The organism is Deltaproteobacteria bacterium, from assembly GCA_016218975.1.
In the GTDB taxonomy this organism is placed as follows: domain Bacteria; phylum Desulfobacterota; class Deferrimicrobia; order Deferrimicrobiales; family Deferrimicrobiaceae; genus JAENIX01.
This window is the reverse complement of the sequence record JACRCO010000071.1, coordinates 94,342-110,442: the sequence shown is the minus strand read 5'-3', so window position 1 is coordinate 110,442 and position 16,101 is coordinate 94,342. Positions and strand designations below refer to the sequence as shown.

14 protein-coding genes are annotated in these 16,101 nt (G+C 62.4%); 11 read left to right on the top strand and 3 right to left on the bottom strand.

What is annotated here, in order from left to right; genetic code table 11:
• Positions 1-522 precede the first annotated feature (522 nt).
• Positions 523-747: a type II toxin-antitoxin system Phd/YefM family antitoxin gene (locus HY896_10400; GenBank protein MBI5576756.1), complete on the top strand. Its 225-nt coding sequence runs from the start codon at positions 523-525 to the stop codon at positions 745-747.
• A complete protein-coding gene (locus HY896_10395) occupies positions 734-1,159 on the top strand; it encodes a type II toxin-antitoxin system VapC family toxin (protein ID MBI5576755.1) in 426 nt (141 codons plus the stop codon). Before HY896_10400 ends, HY896_10395 begins: the two co-directional genes overlap by 14 nt.
• Before the next feature lie 65 nt (positions 1,160-1,224).
• Here the strand turns inward: HY896_10395 and nifA are convergent, their stop codons facing one another.
• From nifA to HY896_10380, 3 genes are read right to left on the bottom strand one after another with little or no spacing between them, the layout of a single operon-like run.
• Positions 1,225-2,880: a nif-specific transcriptional activator NifA gene (gene nifA / locus HY896_10390; protein MBI5576754.1), complete on the bottom strand. Its 1,656-nt coding sequence runs from the start codon at positions 2,878-2,880 to the stop codon at positions 1,225-1,227.
• Positions 2,877-3,812, bottom strand: a complete 936-nt coding sequence (gene draG, locus HY896_10385; GenBank protein ID MBI5576753.1) for an ADP-ribosyl-[dinitrogen reductase] hydrolase — start codon at positions 3,810-3,812, stop codon at positions 2,877-2,879. The genes nifA and draG overlap by 4 nt, the downstream gene beginning before the upstream one ends.
• Positions 3,809-4,606 (bottom strand): NAD(+)--dinitrogen-reductase ADP-D-ribosyltransferase, encoded by a 798-nt coding sequence (locus HY896_10380; protein MBI5576752.1) that lies wholly within the window; start codon positions 4,604-4,606, stop codon positions 3,809-3,811. Before HY896_10380 ends, draG begins: the two co-directional genes overlap by 4 nt.
• Positions 4,607-4,884: 278 nt before the next feature.
• On the opposite strand from HY896_10380, the gene nifH reads away from it, so the two are divergent.
• The 9 genes from nifH to nifV are packed head-to-tail and all read left to right on the top strand — an operon-like array spanning position 4,885 to position 15,834.
• Complete coding sequence (nifH, locus tag HY896_10375) at positions 4,885-5,754, top strand: nitrogenase iron protein (GenBank protein MBI5576751.1); 870 nt, start codon at positions 4,885-4,887, stop codon at positions 5,752-5,754.
• Between the two features lie 58 nt (positions 5,755-5,812).
• Entirely contained in the window at positions 5,813-7,258 is a 1,446-nt protein-coding gene (gene nifD, locus HY896_10370; protein MBI5576750.1) for a nitrogenase molybdenum-iron protein alpha chain, read from the top strand.
• A 15-nt stretch (positions 7,259-7,273) separates the two neighbouring features.
• On the top strand, positions 7,274-8,743 hold the full coding sequence (gene nifK, locus HY896_10365) for a nitrogenase molybdenum-iron protein subunit beta (protein MBI5576749.1): 1,470 nt from the start codon (positions 7,274-7,276) through the stop codon (positions 8,741-8,743).
• Positions 8,744-8,776: 33 nt separating this feature from the next.
• Positions 8,777-11,536, top strand: a complete 2,760-nt coding sequence (locus HY896_10360; GenBank protein MBI5576748.1) for a bifunctional nitrogenase iron-molybdenum cofactor biosynthesis protein NifEN — start codon at positions 8,777-8,779, stop codon at positions 11,534-11,536.
• Between the two features lie 18 nt (positions 11,537-11,554).
• The gene (gene nifX / locus HY896_10355) at positions 11,555-11,941 is read left to right on the top strand and encodes a nitrogen fixation protein NifX (protein MBI5576747.1); all 387 of its coding nucleotides are present in this window, start codon (positions 11,555-11,557) and stop codon (positions 11,939-11,941) included.
• A 45-nt stretch (positions 11,942-11,986) separates the two neighbouring features.
• Positions 11,987-12,250 carry a ferredoxin III, nif-specific gene (gene fdxB / locus HY896_10350; protein ID MBI5576746.1) on the top strand — a complete coding sequence of 88 codons (264 nt, stop codon included), beginning with the start codon at positions 11,987-11,989 and terminating at the stop codon, positions 12,248-12,250.
• Positions 12,247-13,512: a radical SAM protein gene (locus HY896_10345; GenBank protein MBI5576745.1), complete on the top strand. Its 1,266-nt coding sequence runs from the start codon at positions 12,247-12,249 to the stop codon at positions 13,510-13,512. Before fdxB ends, HY896_10345 begins: the two co-directional genes overlap by 4 nt.
• Complete coding sequence (locus HY896_10340; protein MBI5576744.1) at positions 13,509-14,711, top strand: hypothetical protein; 1,203 nt, start codon at positions 13,509-13,511, stop codon at positions 14,709-14,711. The genes HY896_10345 and HY896_10340 overlap by 4 nt, the downstream gene beginning before the upstream one ends.
• Positions 14,692-15,834 (top strand): homocitrate synthase, encoded by a 1,143-nt coding sequence (gene nifV, locus HY896_10335; GenBank protein ID MBI5576743.1) that lies wholly within the window; start codon positions 14,692-14,694, stop codon positions 15,832-15,834. The genes HY896_10340 and nifV overlap by 20 nt, the downstream gene beginning before the upstream one ends.
• Positions 15,835-16,101: the final 267 nt, after the last annotated feature.

The window sequence follows — 16,101 nt, the reverse complement described above, 5'->3', positions numbered from 1 at the left end:
AATGCCGGTGGCCATACTGATCATGGTGCCTGTAATAATGCCTGTCGTAATTCCGGTAATGATGTCCGCCCCAGCCTGAACGATAATGGTGGCGATCGCCCGACCAATGGCCGTATGGGGCGTGGCCGTCCCGCCACCCGTACGTCGCCCGGAAATCGTATGGGTAGTAGTAAGGAACGCTGTAACTTAAGCTGAAACCGAAGCTGCTCCCGGCGGACGCGTCCGCGGCCGAAAAAACCGACAGAATGACCGCAAACACTGGCGCCGCTATCAACTGCTTGATATTAGGCATATATTTTGTTCCTCCGTACTTTTCTTCCGTCGCCTGTTAGGCAGTGATGCTATGGCGACATATTATTAAACCCGTATCCCCGCGCAGTGTTCCCTCCACGCCTCGCGATGATCTCCGGTTGAAAATGCCGGCCGGGGGCGGGGCCGGCAAAAGGCCGAAGCCGGATTGACGCGTCGATTCCTGGATGGTAATATGACCATGGTTATGTGACCATTCATGAGGGATATTCGATGAAGATCTCCGCGGGACAATTCAAGGCGAAGTGCCTGAAGCTGATGGACGAGGTAAAGTCCCGTCACGGGGAAGTTGTAATAACCAAGCGGGGAAAGCCGGTCGCGAGGCTCGTTCCTTACGAGGAGACGCCGGTTGAAATCCACGGTTTCATGAAGAACACGATCACGATAGTCGGAGACGTCATCTCACCCTTGGGCGAGAAGTGGGATGCCGAAAACTGAACGTGTCCTGCTCCTCGATACTCACGTGTGGCTCTGGCTCATGAGCGGGGAAGGGGACATGAAGCCTTCCGGCGTCAGGGTCATGGAAGAAGCGGCATCTCAAGGACTTGTACGAATATCCGCCATCTCGGTGTGGGAAGTGGCGATGCTCGAAGCGAAGGGCCGGATCCGCCTGTCCAAAGACTGCATGGCGTGGGTCAATGAGGCGTTGGGCGCGCCGGGAATCGCATTGGTCCCCCTGGCGCCGGAAATCGCCGTGGAGAGCAGTCGTCTGCCGGGGACATTCCACGGCGATCCGGCCGACCGTATTATCGTCGCCACCGCCCGCCGGGAAGGGGCGATCCTGCTGACCCGGGACAAGAGGATACTTGCCTACGGGAAGGCGAAGCACCTGTCGGTAATGGCGGTCTGACGGTCGATTTCACGCCGGGCCACCGACGACCCGGTGTAATGTCTGTTCCGTGATTTCCGCCCCCATTACCGTGCCTGTTCCAACCCGTACTTCCTTATCTTGTAACCGATCTGTCTGGCTGTGATCCCCAGGAGCGTGGCGGCGCGGGCATGGATGCCTCCGCATTTCCGCAGCGCATCGGCGATTAGCTGGCGCTCGGCCTCCGCGATGCTGGAGCGGTTCCGGATACTCCGCGGGAAAGAAGATATTTGCGGAGCCAGTCCCTCGCGAGGAAGCGGGTCCGGCGTAAAATACGGGGTCGATGACAAGGATTGGGGAGCAAGCGCGGAGAAGGATACGGCGGCATGCCCGTTGCGCAGGGAGAGGGGAAGGTCCTCCGTCGATGCCTCGTCGCTCCGGGCCATGACCACGATGTGCTCTATGGTGTGCTGTAGTTCCCGAATGTTTCCGGGCCATGCGTGGGAGAGCAGCGTGTTGACCACCTTGCGGCCGAGCCGCACCTGTTTCTTGTTCTCGGCGTTGAATCTGCCGAGGAAGAACTCGATCAACGGAGGGATGTCCTCCTTTCGCTCCCTCAGCGCCGGGAGGAACAGGGGGATTACGTTCAGGCGGTAATAGAGGTCCTCGCGGAACGTCCCCTTGCGCACCGCTTCCTCCAGGTCCCTGTTCGTGGCGCCGATGAGGCGCACGTCCACCGTGATCGTCTCCGTCCCGCCGATCCGCTCGAACTGCCGTTCCTGCAATACCCGCAGGAGTTTCATCTGGAACGTTAACGGTATGTCGCCGACCTCGTCGAGGAAGAGCGTCCCGCTGTCCGCCAGTTCGAACCGCCCCTTCTTCTCGCCGGTCGCGCCGGTGAAGGCCCCTTTTTCGTGGCCGAACAGTTCCGATTCGAGGAGCGTCTCCGGCAGCGCCGCGCAGTTGAGCTTTATGAAAGGACCGCGGCTGCGGGGACTATTGTAATGGATCGCCCGCGCGATCAGCTCCTTCCCCGTTCCGCTCTCTCCCCGCAGGAGCACGGTGGCGGTGCTCCTGCTCACGCGGTCGACCTGGCCGAAGATCTCCTGCATGCGGTCGCTGGTGCCGATGATGTTGTCGAACTGGTACCTTCCTTTGAGTTCGGCCTTGAGATCGGCGTTTTCGTCGAGAAGGCGCTGCTTCTCATCGCGCACCATTTCGCTGATCCGCACCGCCTGCGCGAGGCTGCCGGCGACGATTGTCAGAAAGCGGACGTCGTTGTCGAACGAGAGCCGGTCGGGGAATACCCTGTCAACGCTCAAGACCCCGACCACCTCGCCCCGCACCTTGACGGGAACGCAGATGAAGGCGATCTCCTGCCGCTCCAGCAGCCGCGTGCGCGACCCGGTCCGGTTCAGGAACAGCGGTTCGCTTCCGAGGCTCGGGACGACGACAGGGCTCCCGGTGGAAAACACGCTCCCCACGATTCCTTCGCCGACACGGTATTTCCCCCGCTGGATTTCTTCGGGAGTCATGCCGTGGGCCGCGACTATCGACGACCCTTTTTTACCCGGGTCGCGCATGAGGAACGTTCCGCGTTCCATGCCGAGGATCTGGGAAAGGAGCTTCAGCACCCGCGCGCAGGTGACCTTCAGGTCCAGCGACTCGGTGAGGACCTTGCTGATTTCGTACAGGGCGGTAAGCTCCAGCACCTGCTGCCGCAGGTCGCGGGGAAAAAGCGAGGCGGATCCTTTCTCGTTCATGCCGGCAACCTCCCTTCTTGATGTTCGTCGGGGAATCTTTCGGATCGCGTCCATGAGGGGGAGAGCCGGACCAGCCATTCCGCCAGCCCCTCCACCTCCGCGCGGACGGCGCTGTCGAGCCTCCTGCGCCATGCGGCCGGGATGGCATCGGGCCCGTAATAAGCCCCGGCGATGGACCCTGCAATCGCTCCCGTCGTATCGGCGTCTCCTCCACGGTTGACCACCCGCACAAGGCACTCCTCGAAACCGTCGGCCGCGAAGAAGTCGTGAAAAACGGTCTGAAGGGTGTGGGCCACGTATCCCGAGGCTTCCCCGCGGTAGGGCTCGAAAGCGAACGCGGTATGGGACAGTGCGAGTTCCTCGGCGATCGCCCGGAGGCGTTGAAGCGGGGCGCCAAGTACCGCCTCCTGGATCATTCGCCCGACCGCGATGCAGGCGGCGTCCGAAAGAGGATGGTTATGGGTTATGCGCGCCTGCTCCACGGCGCAACGGGCGAGCGTTTCTCCGTCCCCCAGCGTGAGGAGGGCCACCGGGGTCATTCGCATGACGGCCCCGTTTCCGGCGTCCCACTCGTTGCAAGGCGCCGATAGACGTCCTTTAAGCATGTAATCGCGTATCCCGCGCCGGCAGGCGGCTCCCACGTCCACAGGTTTGCTCCTCAACCACATGGCGAAATTGTCGGCGATCCCTCTTAAGTCCCATCCGCCGGCGCGAACCAAAGCCCGCGCGATGCATAGCGACATCTCCGTGTCGTCCGTCACCATTCCGGGCTTGAGTCTGAGCCAGCCGCCGCCGACGATCGTCCGGTGCACGCCGTACCGGTCCCGTATCTCTCCCGGGACCATGAACTCGGTGGTTGCCCCCAGGGCGTCCCCGACCGCCAGGCCGAGGAACGCCGCCCTTCCGCGCTTAAGGAGATCGCCGTGCGTCATGACGTACGCACCCGAACTTCGTATTCCCCGCCGATGACGATGACTTCCTCTTCCCCTTTAAGCCGCAGCAGGGGCAGCAGGTCCGCGCGGAAGAAAATCTTTTGCGCGGGGACAATCGCTTCGAGAACCCGGCTTCCGAATTCCCAGGCGCGTTCGAAATCGCGCGTGAACGAGTTGAGGTTGTTGAGGAGCAAAATGCACCGGTCCTTCGAGAGATTTTCAAGGACGCGGTGTTCGGAAAAATCGTGCACGCCGCGAAAAAGGGTGAACGAAAAGGAATCCGGGTTCCGGCGCGCAAGCTCGTACTGCGTAAACTCATAAAGGACATCGAGCTGGGCCTGTATCGAATTCGTTCGCGCCATACCGTTCATCCGATCGATCGTGTAGCGGGAATACGCATCCGAGTGGATGTCGTCGATCGGCTCCCTGTGGAACGTCGGCGGGATGCCGAAACGGCTCTCCACCCACCCTTTAAGCACCGCTCCCTCCATGGAATTGGCGTCGAACATCCAGCCGCGAAGGAACCGGAGGTAGCTGTTCCTCAGGCTCCTTCGTCCCAGCTCCGATTCCTCCCCCTTCCACTGGTGAAGCTGGAACGCCACGTCCATGTAGTCGTGAAATGCCGCTCCTCGCAGCGCGGGATCTTCCTGCGCGTCGAGGCGCAGGAAGAGCTGCCGGTGCGCCCCACGCACTCCCTGGATCACGATCGGCCGCGGGTTTTCGTTGAAGCCCCGCGATGCGATCGCCCAGGAAGGCAGATTGCAAAGGTTCATCGTCAGCCGCGGACGTTTCATGGGTTCATCAGGACAGCAAAAGCCGGACCGGATCGGAAAATGCCCGCAGGACCGCGAGATTCGGGCACAGGGGAGGGGCCACGGCATTCCGCGGCGCGCTGTTTCCGACAATATTGTCGACCCCGGAGACCTTATCGTCGCCGTTTTTGTTGCGGTCCCGCCCCGGGCGGGAGGGCGGAAATCTTTTTCTCCGGTGAAAACATGGGGTTGAAAATTTCTCCCGCGGCTGGCACCGCGTTTGCCATGCATGCTGGCCAGATCAATCGGAGGTGCGCACCATGAGACAGATCGCGATTTACGGGAAAGGCGGCATCGGCAAGTCGACGACAACCCAGAACACAGTGGCCGGGCTCGCCGCACTGGGAAAGAAGTGCATGATCGTCGGCTGCGACCCGAAGGCCGACTCCACGCGCCTCATCCTTCATGCGAAGGCCCAGCAGACGGTCATGGACCTCGTGCGCGAACGCGGGACCGTGGAAGACCTCGAACTGGACGACGTCCTGAAGATCGGGTACGGCGGCATCCGGTGCGTGGAGTCCGGCGGCCCCGAGCCCGGCGTCGGCTGCGCCGGCCGCGGCGTCATCACCGCAATCAACTTCCTGGAGGAAAACGGAGCGTACGTCCCCGGGCTCGATTTCGTTTTCTACGACGTTCTCGGCGACGTCGTCTGCGGCGGGTTCGCCATGCCCATCCGCGAGAACAAGGCGGAAGAGATCTACATAGTCGTCTCCGGCGAAATGATGGCCATGTACGCGGCCAACAATATCGCCAAGGGGATACTCAAGTATTCGATGTCCGGAAAGGTCCGCCTGGGGGGACTCATCTGCAACTCCCGCAACACGGACCGCGAGGCCGACCTGATCGAGGCGCTGTCAAGGCGCCTGGGCACTCAGATGATCCATTTCGTTCCGCGGGACAACCAGGTGCAGCGCGCGGAGCTGCGGAGAATGACGGTGATCGAATACTCATCGAGCCATGGGCAGGCCGACGAGTACCGGGAGCTCGCCCGCAAAATAGACGAAAACAGGAACCTGGTCGTCCCCACGCCGCTGCAGATGGAGGAGCTGGAGGACCTGCTGATGGAATTCGGCGTTATCGAGGACGACGACGAGTCGATCATCGGCGTCGCAGAAGGGACCGCGACCTGAGCCGACCCGCGGGCCAGGGACATGTATGTCGTCCCCAATCTCTTGAAGGAGTCCACCGATGACGCACCCCGTCAAGAAAGTGGAAGGCATAACGAGGGAATCGACCCTTGAGATGATCGACCGGGCGCTTGTGGCCTATCCCGAGAAGGGGAGGAAGAAGCGCGCTCCGCACCTGGCGCCCAACGACCCGTCCTCGTGCGGCGCCTGCGTGAAATCGAACCGGAAGACCGTCCCGGGCGTAATGAGCGCGCGCGGCTGCGCCTACGCCGGCGCCAAGGGAGTGGTCTGGGGGCCGATCCGCGACATGCTCCACGTATCGCACGGACCGGTGGGCTGCGGATGGTACTCCTGGGGGACCCGCCGCAACCTCATGAGCGGCAGGAACGGCGTCACCAACTTCGCCATGCAGTTCACCTCGGATTTCCAGGAGAAGGACATCGTGTACGGAGGGGACAAGAAGCTGGCGGTGCTTCTGCGGGAAGCCCGCGAGCTCTTCCCGCTCGCCAAGGGGATCTCGGTCCTTTCCGAGTGCCCGGTCGGACTGATCGGCGACGACATCAACTCGGTCGCCAGGATAATGAGCAAGGAACTGGATCTCCCCGTCATCCCGTGCAACTGCGAAGGCTTCCGTGGGGTTTCACAGTCCCTCGGCCACCACATCTCCAACGACACCATACGGGACTTCGTCATAGAGACGCGCGAGTTCACCGAGCCGCAGACCCCTTACGACGTGGCGCTGATCGGCGACTACAACATCGGCGGAGACGTCTGGTCGGTGAAACCGCTGCTCGAAGAAATCGGCCTGAACGTAAAGGCCACCTGGACCGGCGACGGCGAAATCGAGCGGATCGCCGCCACGCACAGGGTGAAACTCAACATCATCCACTGTTACCGCTCGATGAACTACATGAGCCGTGTCATGGAGGAGAAGTACGGCATCCCGTGGATCGAGCTGAATTTCTTCGGGCCGACGAAGATCCGGGAAAGCCTGCGCAAGCTGGCGGAGCGTTTCGACGACAGGATCAAGGAGAACGTGGAGACGGCGATCGCGAAGTACGATCCGCAGATGCAGGCGGTGATCGACGAATACCGGCCGCGGCTCGAAGGCAGGAAGGTGATGCTGTACGTGGGGGGCTTGCGCCCCCGCCACACGGTGGGCGCATACGAGGACCTGGGGATGATCGTCGTCGGTTCCGGGTACGAGTTCGCCCACTCCGACGATTACGAGCGGACCTCCCCGGAGATGCCCGACGCCACGGTCATCTACGACGACGCCTCCGAATACGAGCTCGAACGGTTCGTCGACGAGCTGAAACCGGACCTGGTGGCAAGCGGCATAAAGGAGAAGTACGTCTTCCAGAAAATGGGGCTCCCTTTCCGGCAGATGCACAGCTGGGACTATTCGGGCCCGTATCACGCTTACAAGGGTTTCCCGATCTTCGCGCGGGACATCGACATGGCGATCAACAGCCCGACCTGGGGCTTTGTCAAGTCGCCGTTCTGAGGAAGGAGCGAAAGCATGGCGAACAATCTCGGACTGGAAGTGAAGCCGGTTACCCCGATCCCGGCGGAAGAGGAGCTACGGGTCTCCGAATGGATAAATACGGAAGAGTACCGGGAGAAGAACTTCGCCCGCCAGGCGCTGGTGATCAATCCCGCCCACACCTGCCAGCCGCTGGGAGCGGAGCTGGCGGCCCACGGGTTCGCGGGATGCCTCCCCTTCGTGCACGGATCCCAGGGGTGCGCCTCCTACTACCGCTCGACGCTCAACCGCCACTTCCGCGAGCCCGCCCCGGCCGTCTGCAGCGCCATGAGCGAGGACGGAGCGGTGTTCGGCGGGCAGAACAACCTCCACGAGGGGCTGGAGAATGCCTTCGCGCTATACAAGCCGAAGATGATCGCCGTGTTCACTTCCTGCATGCCGGAGATCATCGGCGACGACCTGACCGCGTTCATCAGGAACGCGAGGCAAAAGGGGCACATCCCCCAGGATTTTCCCGTAGCCTACGCCAACACGCCGAGCTTCAACGGATCCCATATCCACGGCTACGACGCGATGCTTCTTTCCATCCTCCAGAACCTGACCGCCGGAAAGGCGGTGGAGGGGCGCTGCACGGGGAAGATCAACTTCATCGCCGGCTTCGACGCCAATACCGGGAACTACCGTGAGTACAAACGGATCTTCCAGGCAATGGGGATCCCGTGCGCTTTCCTTGCGGACATATCCGAGACCTTCGACTCTCCGCTCGACGGCACTTATCGGCTATACCCCGGCGGGACCGGGCTGGAGGAGGCGGGCGACTCGATCAACGGAAAGGCGACTTTGACCGTCGCTCCGTACGCCACCGCGAAGACGTTTGCCTGGATCAGGGAAAATTACCCGGGAAGCCACGCCGCATTGCCGATGCCGATGGGGATCGCAAGGACAGACGCGCTCCTGATGAAGCTCTCCGAGCTGTTCGGCAGGCCGGTCCCCGATTCGCTCAAGGCGGAGCGGGGCCGCGCGGTGGACGCGATGACCGACTCCCACCAGTACATCCACGGGAAGAAGTTCGCTCTTTACGGAGACCCGGACCATCTCACCGGATACGTTTCCTTCCTGCTGGAGATGGGGGCGGTGCCGTACCACATCCTGTGCAGCAAGGGATCGAAGAAGCTGGGGAAGGAGATACAGGCGCTCCTTGACGCTTCGCCGTACGGCAAGGCGGGAAAGATCTACATGAACAGGGACCTGTGGCACCTGCGGAGTCTCCTTATGACCGATCCGGTCGATGCCCTGATCGGCGACACCCACGGAAAGTTCGCCGCCCGGGACGCGGGGATCCCTTTGTTCCGGTTCGGCTTCCCGATTTTCGACCGGGTGAACCGGCACCGGTTTCCGCTGATCGGCTACCAGGGGGTCATCAACATGGTCACCGAGATCTGCAACAAGTTCATCGATATTACGGACGAGACCTGCGACGAGCGTCATTTCGAAATGATGCGGTAACGCGAAGAAAAAAAGGGGACGAGGGAAGATACCGTGGCGCGGCCCGACTATTACGACCCGAAGGAGTGCGCGGAACTTGAAAAGGGCGCACCCAGGTTCTGCAGGAAATCGGAACCGGGGGAGGGGACGGAACGGAGCTGCGCCTACGACGGGGCGAGAGTGGTCCTGATGCCGATCACGGATGCGATTCACCTGGTCCACGGCCCGATCGCCTGCGCGGGCAATTCCTGGGACAACCGGGGGGCGCGCTCGTCGGGCTCCCGGCTCTACAGGCGCGGCTTCACCACCGAGATGCTCGAAAACGACGTCGTCTTCGGCGGGGAGAAAAAGCTTCACCGGGCGATCCTCGACCTGGCAGCGCGGTACCGCGGACAGGCGAAGGCGATCTTCGTTTACGCGACCTGCGTCACCGCCATGACCGGGGACGACGTGGAAGCGGTCTGCAAGGCGGCGTCGGAGAAGATCCCTGTTCCCGTGATCCCGGTCAACACTCCGGGGTTTATCGGCGACAAGAACATAGGGAACCGGCTCGCGGGAGAGATCCTTCTCAAATACGTAATAGGGACGGCGGAGCCTCCGGCGACCACCGGCTACGACATCAACCTGATCGGCGAGTACAACATCGCGGGCGACCTCTGGGGGATCCAGCCCCTTTTCCAAAGGCTCGGAATCAACATACTCTCCTGCTTCAGCGGCGATGCGAAGTTCGAGGATCTTCGCTACGCCCACCGTGCGAGGCTCAACGTGGTCGTCTGCTCCAAGAGCCTCACCAACCTGGCCAGGAAAATGAAGCAACGGTACGGAATGCCGTACCTCGAGGAGTCTTTCTACGGCACGACCGATACTGCCAAGGCGATGAGGGAAATCGCACGGGAGCTGGACAACGCCGCAGGAAGCCCCGGCTCGATGCTTCTGCAGGAGAGGGCGGAGCGGCTCATCCGGCAGGAAGAGGCTCTCTGCCGCTTGCGGATCGCCCCCTTCCGCGCCCGTCTCGCAGGGAAGCGCGCGGTGCTCTTCACCGGCGGCGTGAAGACCTGGTCCATGGTCAACGCCCTGCGGGAGTTGGGTGTGGAGGTCCTCGCAGCCGGAACGCAGAACTCGACGCTCGACGACTTCCGCCGGATGAAGGACTTGATGCACAAGGACGCCCGGATCATTGACGATACGTCCACGGCGGGACTCCTGGCGATCATGCGGGAGAAGATGCCCGACCTGATCGTAGCGGGCGGCAAGACCAAGTTTCTGGCGCTAAAGACCAGGACCCCGTTCCTCGACATCAATCACGGAAGGGCCTGGCCGTACGCCGGATACGAAGGCATGGTCACCTTCGCGAAGCAGCTCGACCTGACGGTCAACAATCCGATCTGGCCGGTCCTTTCGGCAGGGGCGCCGTGGGAAAAAGGCGGCGGCCGGGTGGAGACCGATGCATCGAAGGCGGCCGGTCATGCCCGTGCGCTGCTTGCAGAGGACCTGTCCGCATCGCGGGTCACGATCCCGGCCAAGGCTGCGACGGTCAATCCCCAGAAAAATTCGCCGGCCCTGGGAGCGACCCTGGCGTACCTGGGGATAGACGGGATGCTCGGGCTCCTGCACGGTGCGCAGGGGTGCTCCACTTTCATCCGCCTTCAGCTCTCGCGCCACTTCAAGGAATCGATCGCCCTCAACTCGACCGCGATGAGTGAAGACACCGCCATTTTCGGGGGCTGGGAGAACCTGAAAAAAGGGCTTCGCCGGGCGATCGAGAAATTCCATCCGGCAGTGGTGGGCGTGATGACCTCGGGGCTTACCGAGACGATGGGGGACGACGTGCGGAGCGCCATCGTCCACTTCCGCCGCGAGAACCCTGAAATCGCATCGATCCCGATCGTCTGTGCCCGCACGCCGGACTACTGCGGCTCGATGCAGGAAGGTTTTGCGGCGGCTGTCGAGTCCATCGTCGGCACCCTCGCGAAGGGGGGGGAGCCGGTCCGGGGGCAGGTGACCCTGCTGCCGGGGGGCCATCTGACTCCGGCGGACGTCGAGGAGATCAAGGAGCTGATCGAGTCCTTCGGGCTGACCGTCCTGGCCGTGCCGGACATCTCCCGCTCCCTCGACGGCCACATCGATGACGAAGCGTCGCCCCTTTCAACCGGCGGCATTTCCGTGGATGGGATAGGGATGGCCGGGCGCAGCGTCGCCACGCTGTTCGTGGGCGATTCCCTTGCCCAGGCGGCTCTGATGCTTGGAAAAAACTTCGGCATTCCGGCGTACGGGTTCACTTCCGTGACGGGTATTGCCGAGACGGACCGCCTCATGTCCGTACTGTCGGCCATAAGCGGTCGGCCTGTTCCGGAGAAGCAGCGCCGCTGGCGCAGCCGCCTCATGGACGCGATGGCGGACAGCCATTATCAGTTCGGGGCGAAGAAGGCTGTCATCGCGCTCGAAGCCGACGCGCTGAAGGGGATGGTCCGTTTCCTCGCCGGAATGGGATGCGAAATCCGGGCGGCGATATCCGCCACCCGTACCCGGGGGCTCGACGACCTTCCTTGCGACAGGGTATTCGTCGGCGACCTCGAGGACCTGGAGGAAGCGGGCGGTGGGACGGACCTGCTTGTGGCGAACTCGAACGGCAGGCAGGCGGCGGAAAAGCTGGGAATCAAGGCGCACCTGCGGGCCGGTTTGCCGGTTTTCGACCGGCTCGGCGCCCATATGAAGATGTGGACGGGATACCGGGGGACGATGAACCTTCTATTCGAGGCGGCGAACCTGCTCCAGGCAAACGCGGCCGAGGCGCTGAAACTGGCGCACAACTGAAATGGTGAGGTGAACGCCATGAGAGTTGCATTCACGAGCACAACCGGCGAACGGATCGACGAGCACTTCGGAGCGGCGCGGTCGTTCCACGTGTGGGAAGTGGGGCCCGATGAGGCGAAGTTCCTCGAGGAGGTGAGTCCGGGCGGCGGCGGCGACGAGGAGGACAGGATCGCGGCCCGCGCCGACGCGATCGCCGGATGCGCCATCGTCTATACATTGCAGATCGGAGGTCCGGCGGCGGCCAGGCTCGTCGCCCGCAGGATACACCCGATGAAAACCGGGGGTGCGCTGCCCGTCGCGGAAGCGGTCGCGAGGCTCCAGGAGGTGCTGAAAGGGAGCCCGCCGCCGTGGCTCAGGAAGGCCATGAACGCGGTGAATGCACAAAAGTTTGCGGAAGAAGAATGAACGAGGCGGCGCCCGGCGAACAGAATAAAAGACGGAGGGATAAAGATGGCTTACATCACCGGATTGACTCGGGACAAGCGGGAATGGACACCGCACTTCATCAAGTCCATCGATGAAGAGATGTGCATCGGCTGCGGCCGGTGCTTCAAGATCTGCGCTTACGGCGTCCTGGGATGCAAGGAAGCGGACGAGGACGATTCGGCCAAAATGTTCATGACGGTCGAAAACCCGGGCAACTGCATCGGCTGCCGGGCCTGCGGCCGGACCTGCTCCAAGAAAGCGTTCTCGTTCGAACCGGTGCCGATGTGACCGACCTCGCTTCCGCGGAGCACCCCTGCTTTTCCGCCGGCGCAGCGCACCGGTTCAGCCGCCTCCATCTCCCGGTGGCGCCGAAGTGCAACATCCGGTGCGCCTATTGCAACCGGAAGTATGACTGCGTGAACGAGAGCCGGCCGGGGGTGACAAGCGCCGTCCTCACGCCCGAAGAGGCGCTGGAACGGTTCCGCAGAATGAAAGCGGCATTCCCGAACCTGCGCGTCGTCGGGATCGCCGGTCCGGGCGATGCCCTGGCGAACCCGGAGGAAACCTTCGGGACGCTGGGACTCATAAGGAAAGAGGACCGCGATATCGAGTTCTGCCTTTCCACAAACGGCGTCGGGATTCCCCGGCATCTATCCGGGATGCTCGAAGCGGGGCTTCGATATGTAACGGTCACGATCAACTCCCGCCGCGCGGAAACGGCGCGGATGCTCTATTCATGGGCGGACGACGGAGAGATCAGGCATTCGGGCATCGACGCGGCGCTGTTCGTCCTGGCCCGGCAGGAGGAGGCGCTCGATGCGCTCCGGGGGACGGGAATACACGTAAAGGTCAACATCGTCTACATCCCCGGCGTGAACGACGCGGAGGCAGGGGGTATCGTCCGGTTCGCGAGGGAAAAGGGAGCGGAGATCGCCAACATCATGCCGTTCATCCCGACGCCCGGCACCTTTTTCGGGAATTTCCCCATGGTGAGCCGCGAGGCGCTGTCGATCGTTCGGGAGAAAATGTCCGGGATACTTCCCCAGATGCGACATTGCGCCCAGTGCCGCGCCGACGCCGTGGGGAACGTTCTCGACGAACGCCCCCTCTTCGTGGAAAACGGAACGGTGCGGGAGCTCCCTCACCGCGCAGTCGCATCCGGCGGGGAGCGGGATAGCCGGGGCGAGTCCCTGCGGTTCGCGGTCGCTTCCCGAAGCGGCTTTCTCGTGGACCTCCACTTCGGTCACGCGGACGAGTTCCTGATCTACGACGCCGAGGGGTCCGCGATCCGCTTCATGGAGCGCCGGAAAGTGGACAAGTACTGCGCGTCAAGGTTTGCCTGCGACGACCCCGGGGAACGGATGGAACGGGTTCTCGCGAGCCTTTCCGGGTGCCACGCCGTCCTTTCCGTGCGGATCGGGGACGAGCCGCGCAGGGTGCTGGCTTCATACGGAATCCATGCGGCGATGACGTGCAACAGGATCGAGGACGCCGTCCGGGAAAATTACGAGACGCTGCTGCGGCGTCGCAGCGAAGGCGCAGTCGTATGAAAGACGCTTTACGCCGCAACGTCCAGGAATTTTCGGGCTCGCTTGGCGACCTCGGGACGTTTCTGCCCCTGGCGGTCTCCCTGATTGCCGTTTGCGGGCTCGATGCGGCGCCGGTATTTTTTTCGGCGGGGCTGTTCTACGTCGCCGCGAGCCTGTCCTTCAGGCTTCCCATGCCTGTTCAGCCGCTGAAGGCCACTTCCGCCGTCGCTATCGCCATCGGCGCCGCTCCGCAGGAAATCGCCGCCACTGCCCTCTTCATGGGCGCGATCTTCATTTCCATCGCTGTGTTCCGGCTCGACCGACCGCTGAAAGCGCTCTTCCCGCGTCCGGTAGTCCGTGGGATCCAGCTCGGTTTGGGCATACTGCTGGTCAAGGGCGGATGGAATCTCCTTGGGAAGGACCTTTGGACTCCTTCATTCGAGGCAGCAGGATTGACGATCCCGGCGGGCGCGATCGTCGCAGCCGTCACGGCGGTCCTTCTTCTCCTTTCGGCGCGGGATCGCAGGTTCCCGTCTGCGCTGGCGGCTGTCCTGCTCGGGGTTCTGTGCGGCTTGTGGTGGGCTGCACCGGGGACGTTGTCTTCCCTTTCGGCCGGTTTCTCGCTGCCCGGATTTTCGATCCCGTCATCGGCGGACCTGGACACCGTGCTTTTCACGCTCCTCCTGCCTCAGATTCCCCTGACCTTCGCCAACTCGATCGTCGCTACGGCCGCTACCTGCCGCACCTGCTTCGGAAAATCGGCCGAAAAGGTCACGGAGCGGCGCCTCTCGGCGTCCCTGGGAGCCGCGAACCTGTTCTCGGGGCTTGCGGGAGGGCTTCCCATGTGCCACGGCTCCGGCGGCGTGACGGCCCATTACCGTTTCGGCGCGCGCACCGGCCGGGCGGGGCTTTTCATCGGTTCGATCCTGCTGCTGCTCGGAGCGTTCTTCGGGAACTCCATATCGTCCCTGTGCTCGCTGGTTCCGGCGGCGGTCCTCGGCATGTTTCTGCTCTACGTGGGGATAGAGCATGGCAGGCTCATCCGGGACATCCTCCATCTGCCGCGCGAGACGGGTGTCGCCGTTTCCATCGGCTTGATAACCCTGGCGACCGGCAATTTAAGCATCGCTTTCGGCGCAGGGATCGCTCTGGAATTCGGCTTGCGGACGCTGTGGCCCGCACCGGGGGAAGAGGAATTGCATGTACAAGGTAATTGTTAACGACGCCACGCTCCGCGACGGGGAACAGGCGGCCGGGGTAGCCTTCTCACGGGCTGAGAAGGTGCGGATCGCCCGGATGCTGGATGAAATGGGCGTGCCGGAGATCGAGGCGGGATCCCCCGCTTCCGGAGAGGAGGAAAGGCAGGCGATCAGGGAGATCGCGTCTTCAGGGCTTTCCGCCAGGATCTCGGTTTGGTGCCGTGCCCTTCCACAGGATATCGAAGCAGCCGCAACGTGCGGTGTATCTTTCGTGTTCGTTTCCCTTCCGGTATCCGACCTTCACCTTCGCATGAAGCTCCGGATAAACGGGGATGAGGCGCTGAAACGGGCCGCCGAAGCGGTCCGTTACGCAAGAAGGGCCGGCCTTGCCGTGGCGGCCGGGGCCGAGGACGCCTCGCGGGCCGATTTCGGTTTCCTCGTCCGGTTCGCCGAGACGGTCCGCAAGGCGGGCGCCGAACGGCTGCGATATTGCGACACCGTGGGGGTGCTGGATCCGTTTCGCACGTGCGACGCGGTGCGCAGGCTTAAGGAGGCCACGGGGATGGAGATAGAGATACATACCCACGACGACCTCGGGATGGCGACCGCGAACGCCCTTGCGGGCATCCGGGGAGGGGCGCGATACGTCACCGTGACCGCGAACGGCCTTGGGGAGCGGGCGGGGAACGCGTCGCTCGAAGAAGTGGTGATGGCATTGAAAAAAGTGGAGGGGATCGATGCGGGTATCCGCACCGAACTGTTCTTCGATCTGTGCCGCTACGTGGCCCGCGCCTCCGGCAGGGCGGTTCCCGCGGGGAAGGCAATAGTGGGGGAGAACGCTTTCCGCCACGAGTCGGGGATCCACGTCGACGGTGTGATCAAGGATCCTTCCACCTATGAGCCTTTCCCGCCGGAGGAGGTGGGCGCCACGAGGCGCCTCGTGCTCGGCAAGCACTCCGGCACCGCTGCAGTCCGCTTCCGGTTGCATGAGCTGGGCATCGACATCGGCCTGGACGAAGCGCGTAAAATACTTCCTTTGATTCGGCGCAGGGTACTTTCGACCCGTCGCCCCGTCGCGGAGGGGGAACTACGGGATATATTCCAGGGTTGCATGGAACGAAAAATTCCAGTCGTTATTTCATGATGGCGCAGGTTTTTTTTATGGAGAAAAACAAGTGTTGAAAAATTCATCTTGCCGGTGAATTTCTCAACACCCTATCCCATCAAAAACCTGTAGAAAAATTAAAAAGCCGGATACCGTGTAGATATATTCAACAGTTTGAGCGTCTAACCGATTCCCGCGATCCATTCCTGATAGCCAACATTCCCCATTTATTTCAATGATATTAATGTCGCCGCCGGGGCGGATCCACCGTTGGCACGAACGATGCTCCAATGGAAGTCAGCAAAA

What these genes read in the sequence shown, in the direction of transcription:
- HY896_10400 (MBI5576756.1), top strand. Translation starts at nt 523, where the DNA reads ATGAAGATCTCCGCGGGACAATTCAAGGCGAAGTGCCTGAAGCTGATG.
- HY896_10395 (MBI5576755.1), top strand. Translation starts at nt 734, where the DNA reads ATGCCGAAAACTGAACGTGTCCTGCTCCTCGATACTCACGTGTGGCTC.
- nifA (MBI5576754.1), bottom strand. Translation starts at nt 2,880, where the DNA reads ATGAACGAGAAAGGATCCGCCTCGCTTTTTCCCCGCGACCTGCGGCAG.
- draG (MBI5576753.1), bottom strand. Translation starts at nt 3,812, where the DNA reads ATGACGCACGGCGATCTCCTTAAGCGCGGAAGGGCGGCGTTCCTCGGC.
- HY896_10380 (MBI5576752.1), bottom strand. Translation starts at nt 4,606, where the DNA reads ATGAAACGTCCGCGGCTGACGATGAACCTTTGCAATCTGCCTTCCTGG.
- nifH (MBI5576751.1), top strand. Translation starts at nt 4,885, where the DNA reads ATGAGACAGATCGCGATTTACGGGAAAGGCGGCATCGGCAAGTCGACG.
- nifD (MBI5576750.1), top strand. Translation starts at nt 5,813, where the DNA reads ATGACGCACCCCGTCAAGAAAGTGGAAGGCATAACGAGGGAATCGACC.
- nifK (MBI5576749.1), top strand. Translation starts at nt 7,274, where the DNA reads ATGGCGAACAATCTCGGACTGGAAGTGAAGCCGGTTACCCCGATCCCG.
- nifX (MBI5576747.1), top strand. Translation starts at nt 11,555, where the DNA reads ATGAGAGTTGCATTCACGAGCACAACCGGCGAACGGATCGACGAGCAC.
- fdxB (MBI5576746.1), top strand. Translation starts at nt 11,987, where the DNA reads ATGGCTTACATCACCGGATTGACTCGGGACAAGCGGGAATGGACACCG.
- HY896_10340 (MBI5576744.1), top strand. Translation starts at nt 13,509, where the DNA reads ATGAAAGACGCTTTACGCCGCAACGTCCAGGAATTTTCGGGCTCGCTT.
- nifV (MBI5576743.1), top strand. Translation starts at nt 14,692, where the DNA reads ATGTACAAGGTAATTGTTAACGACGCCACGCTCCGCGACGGGGAACAG.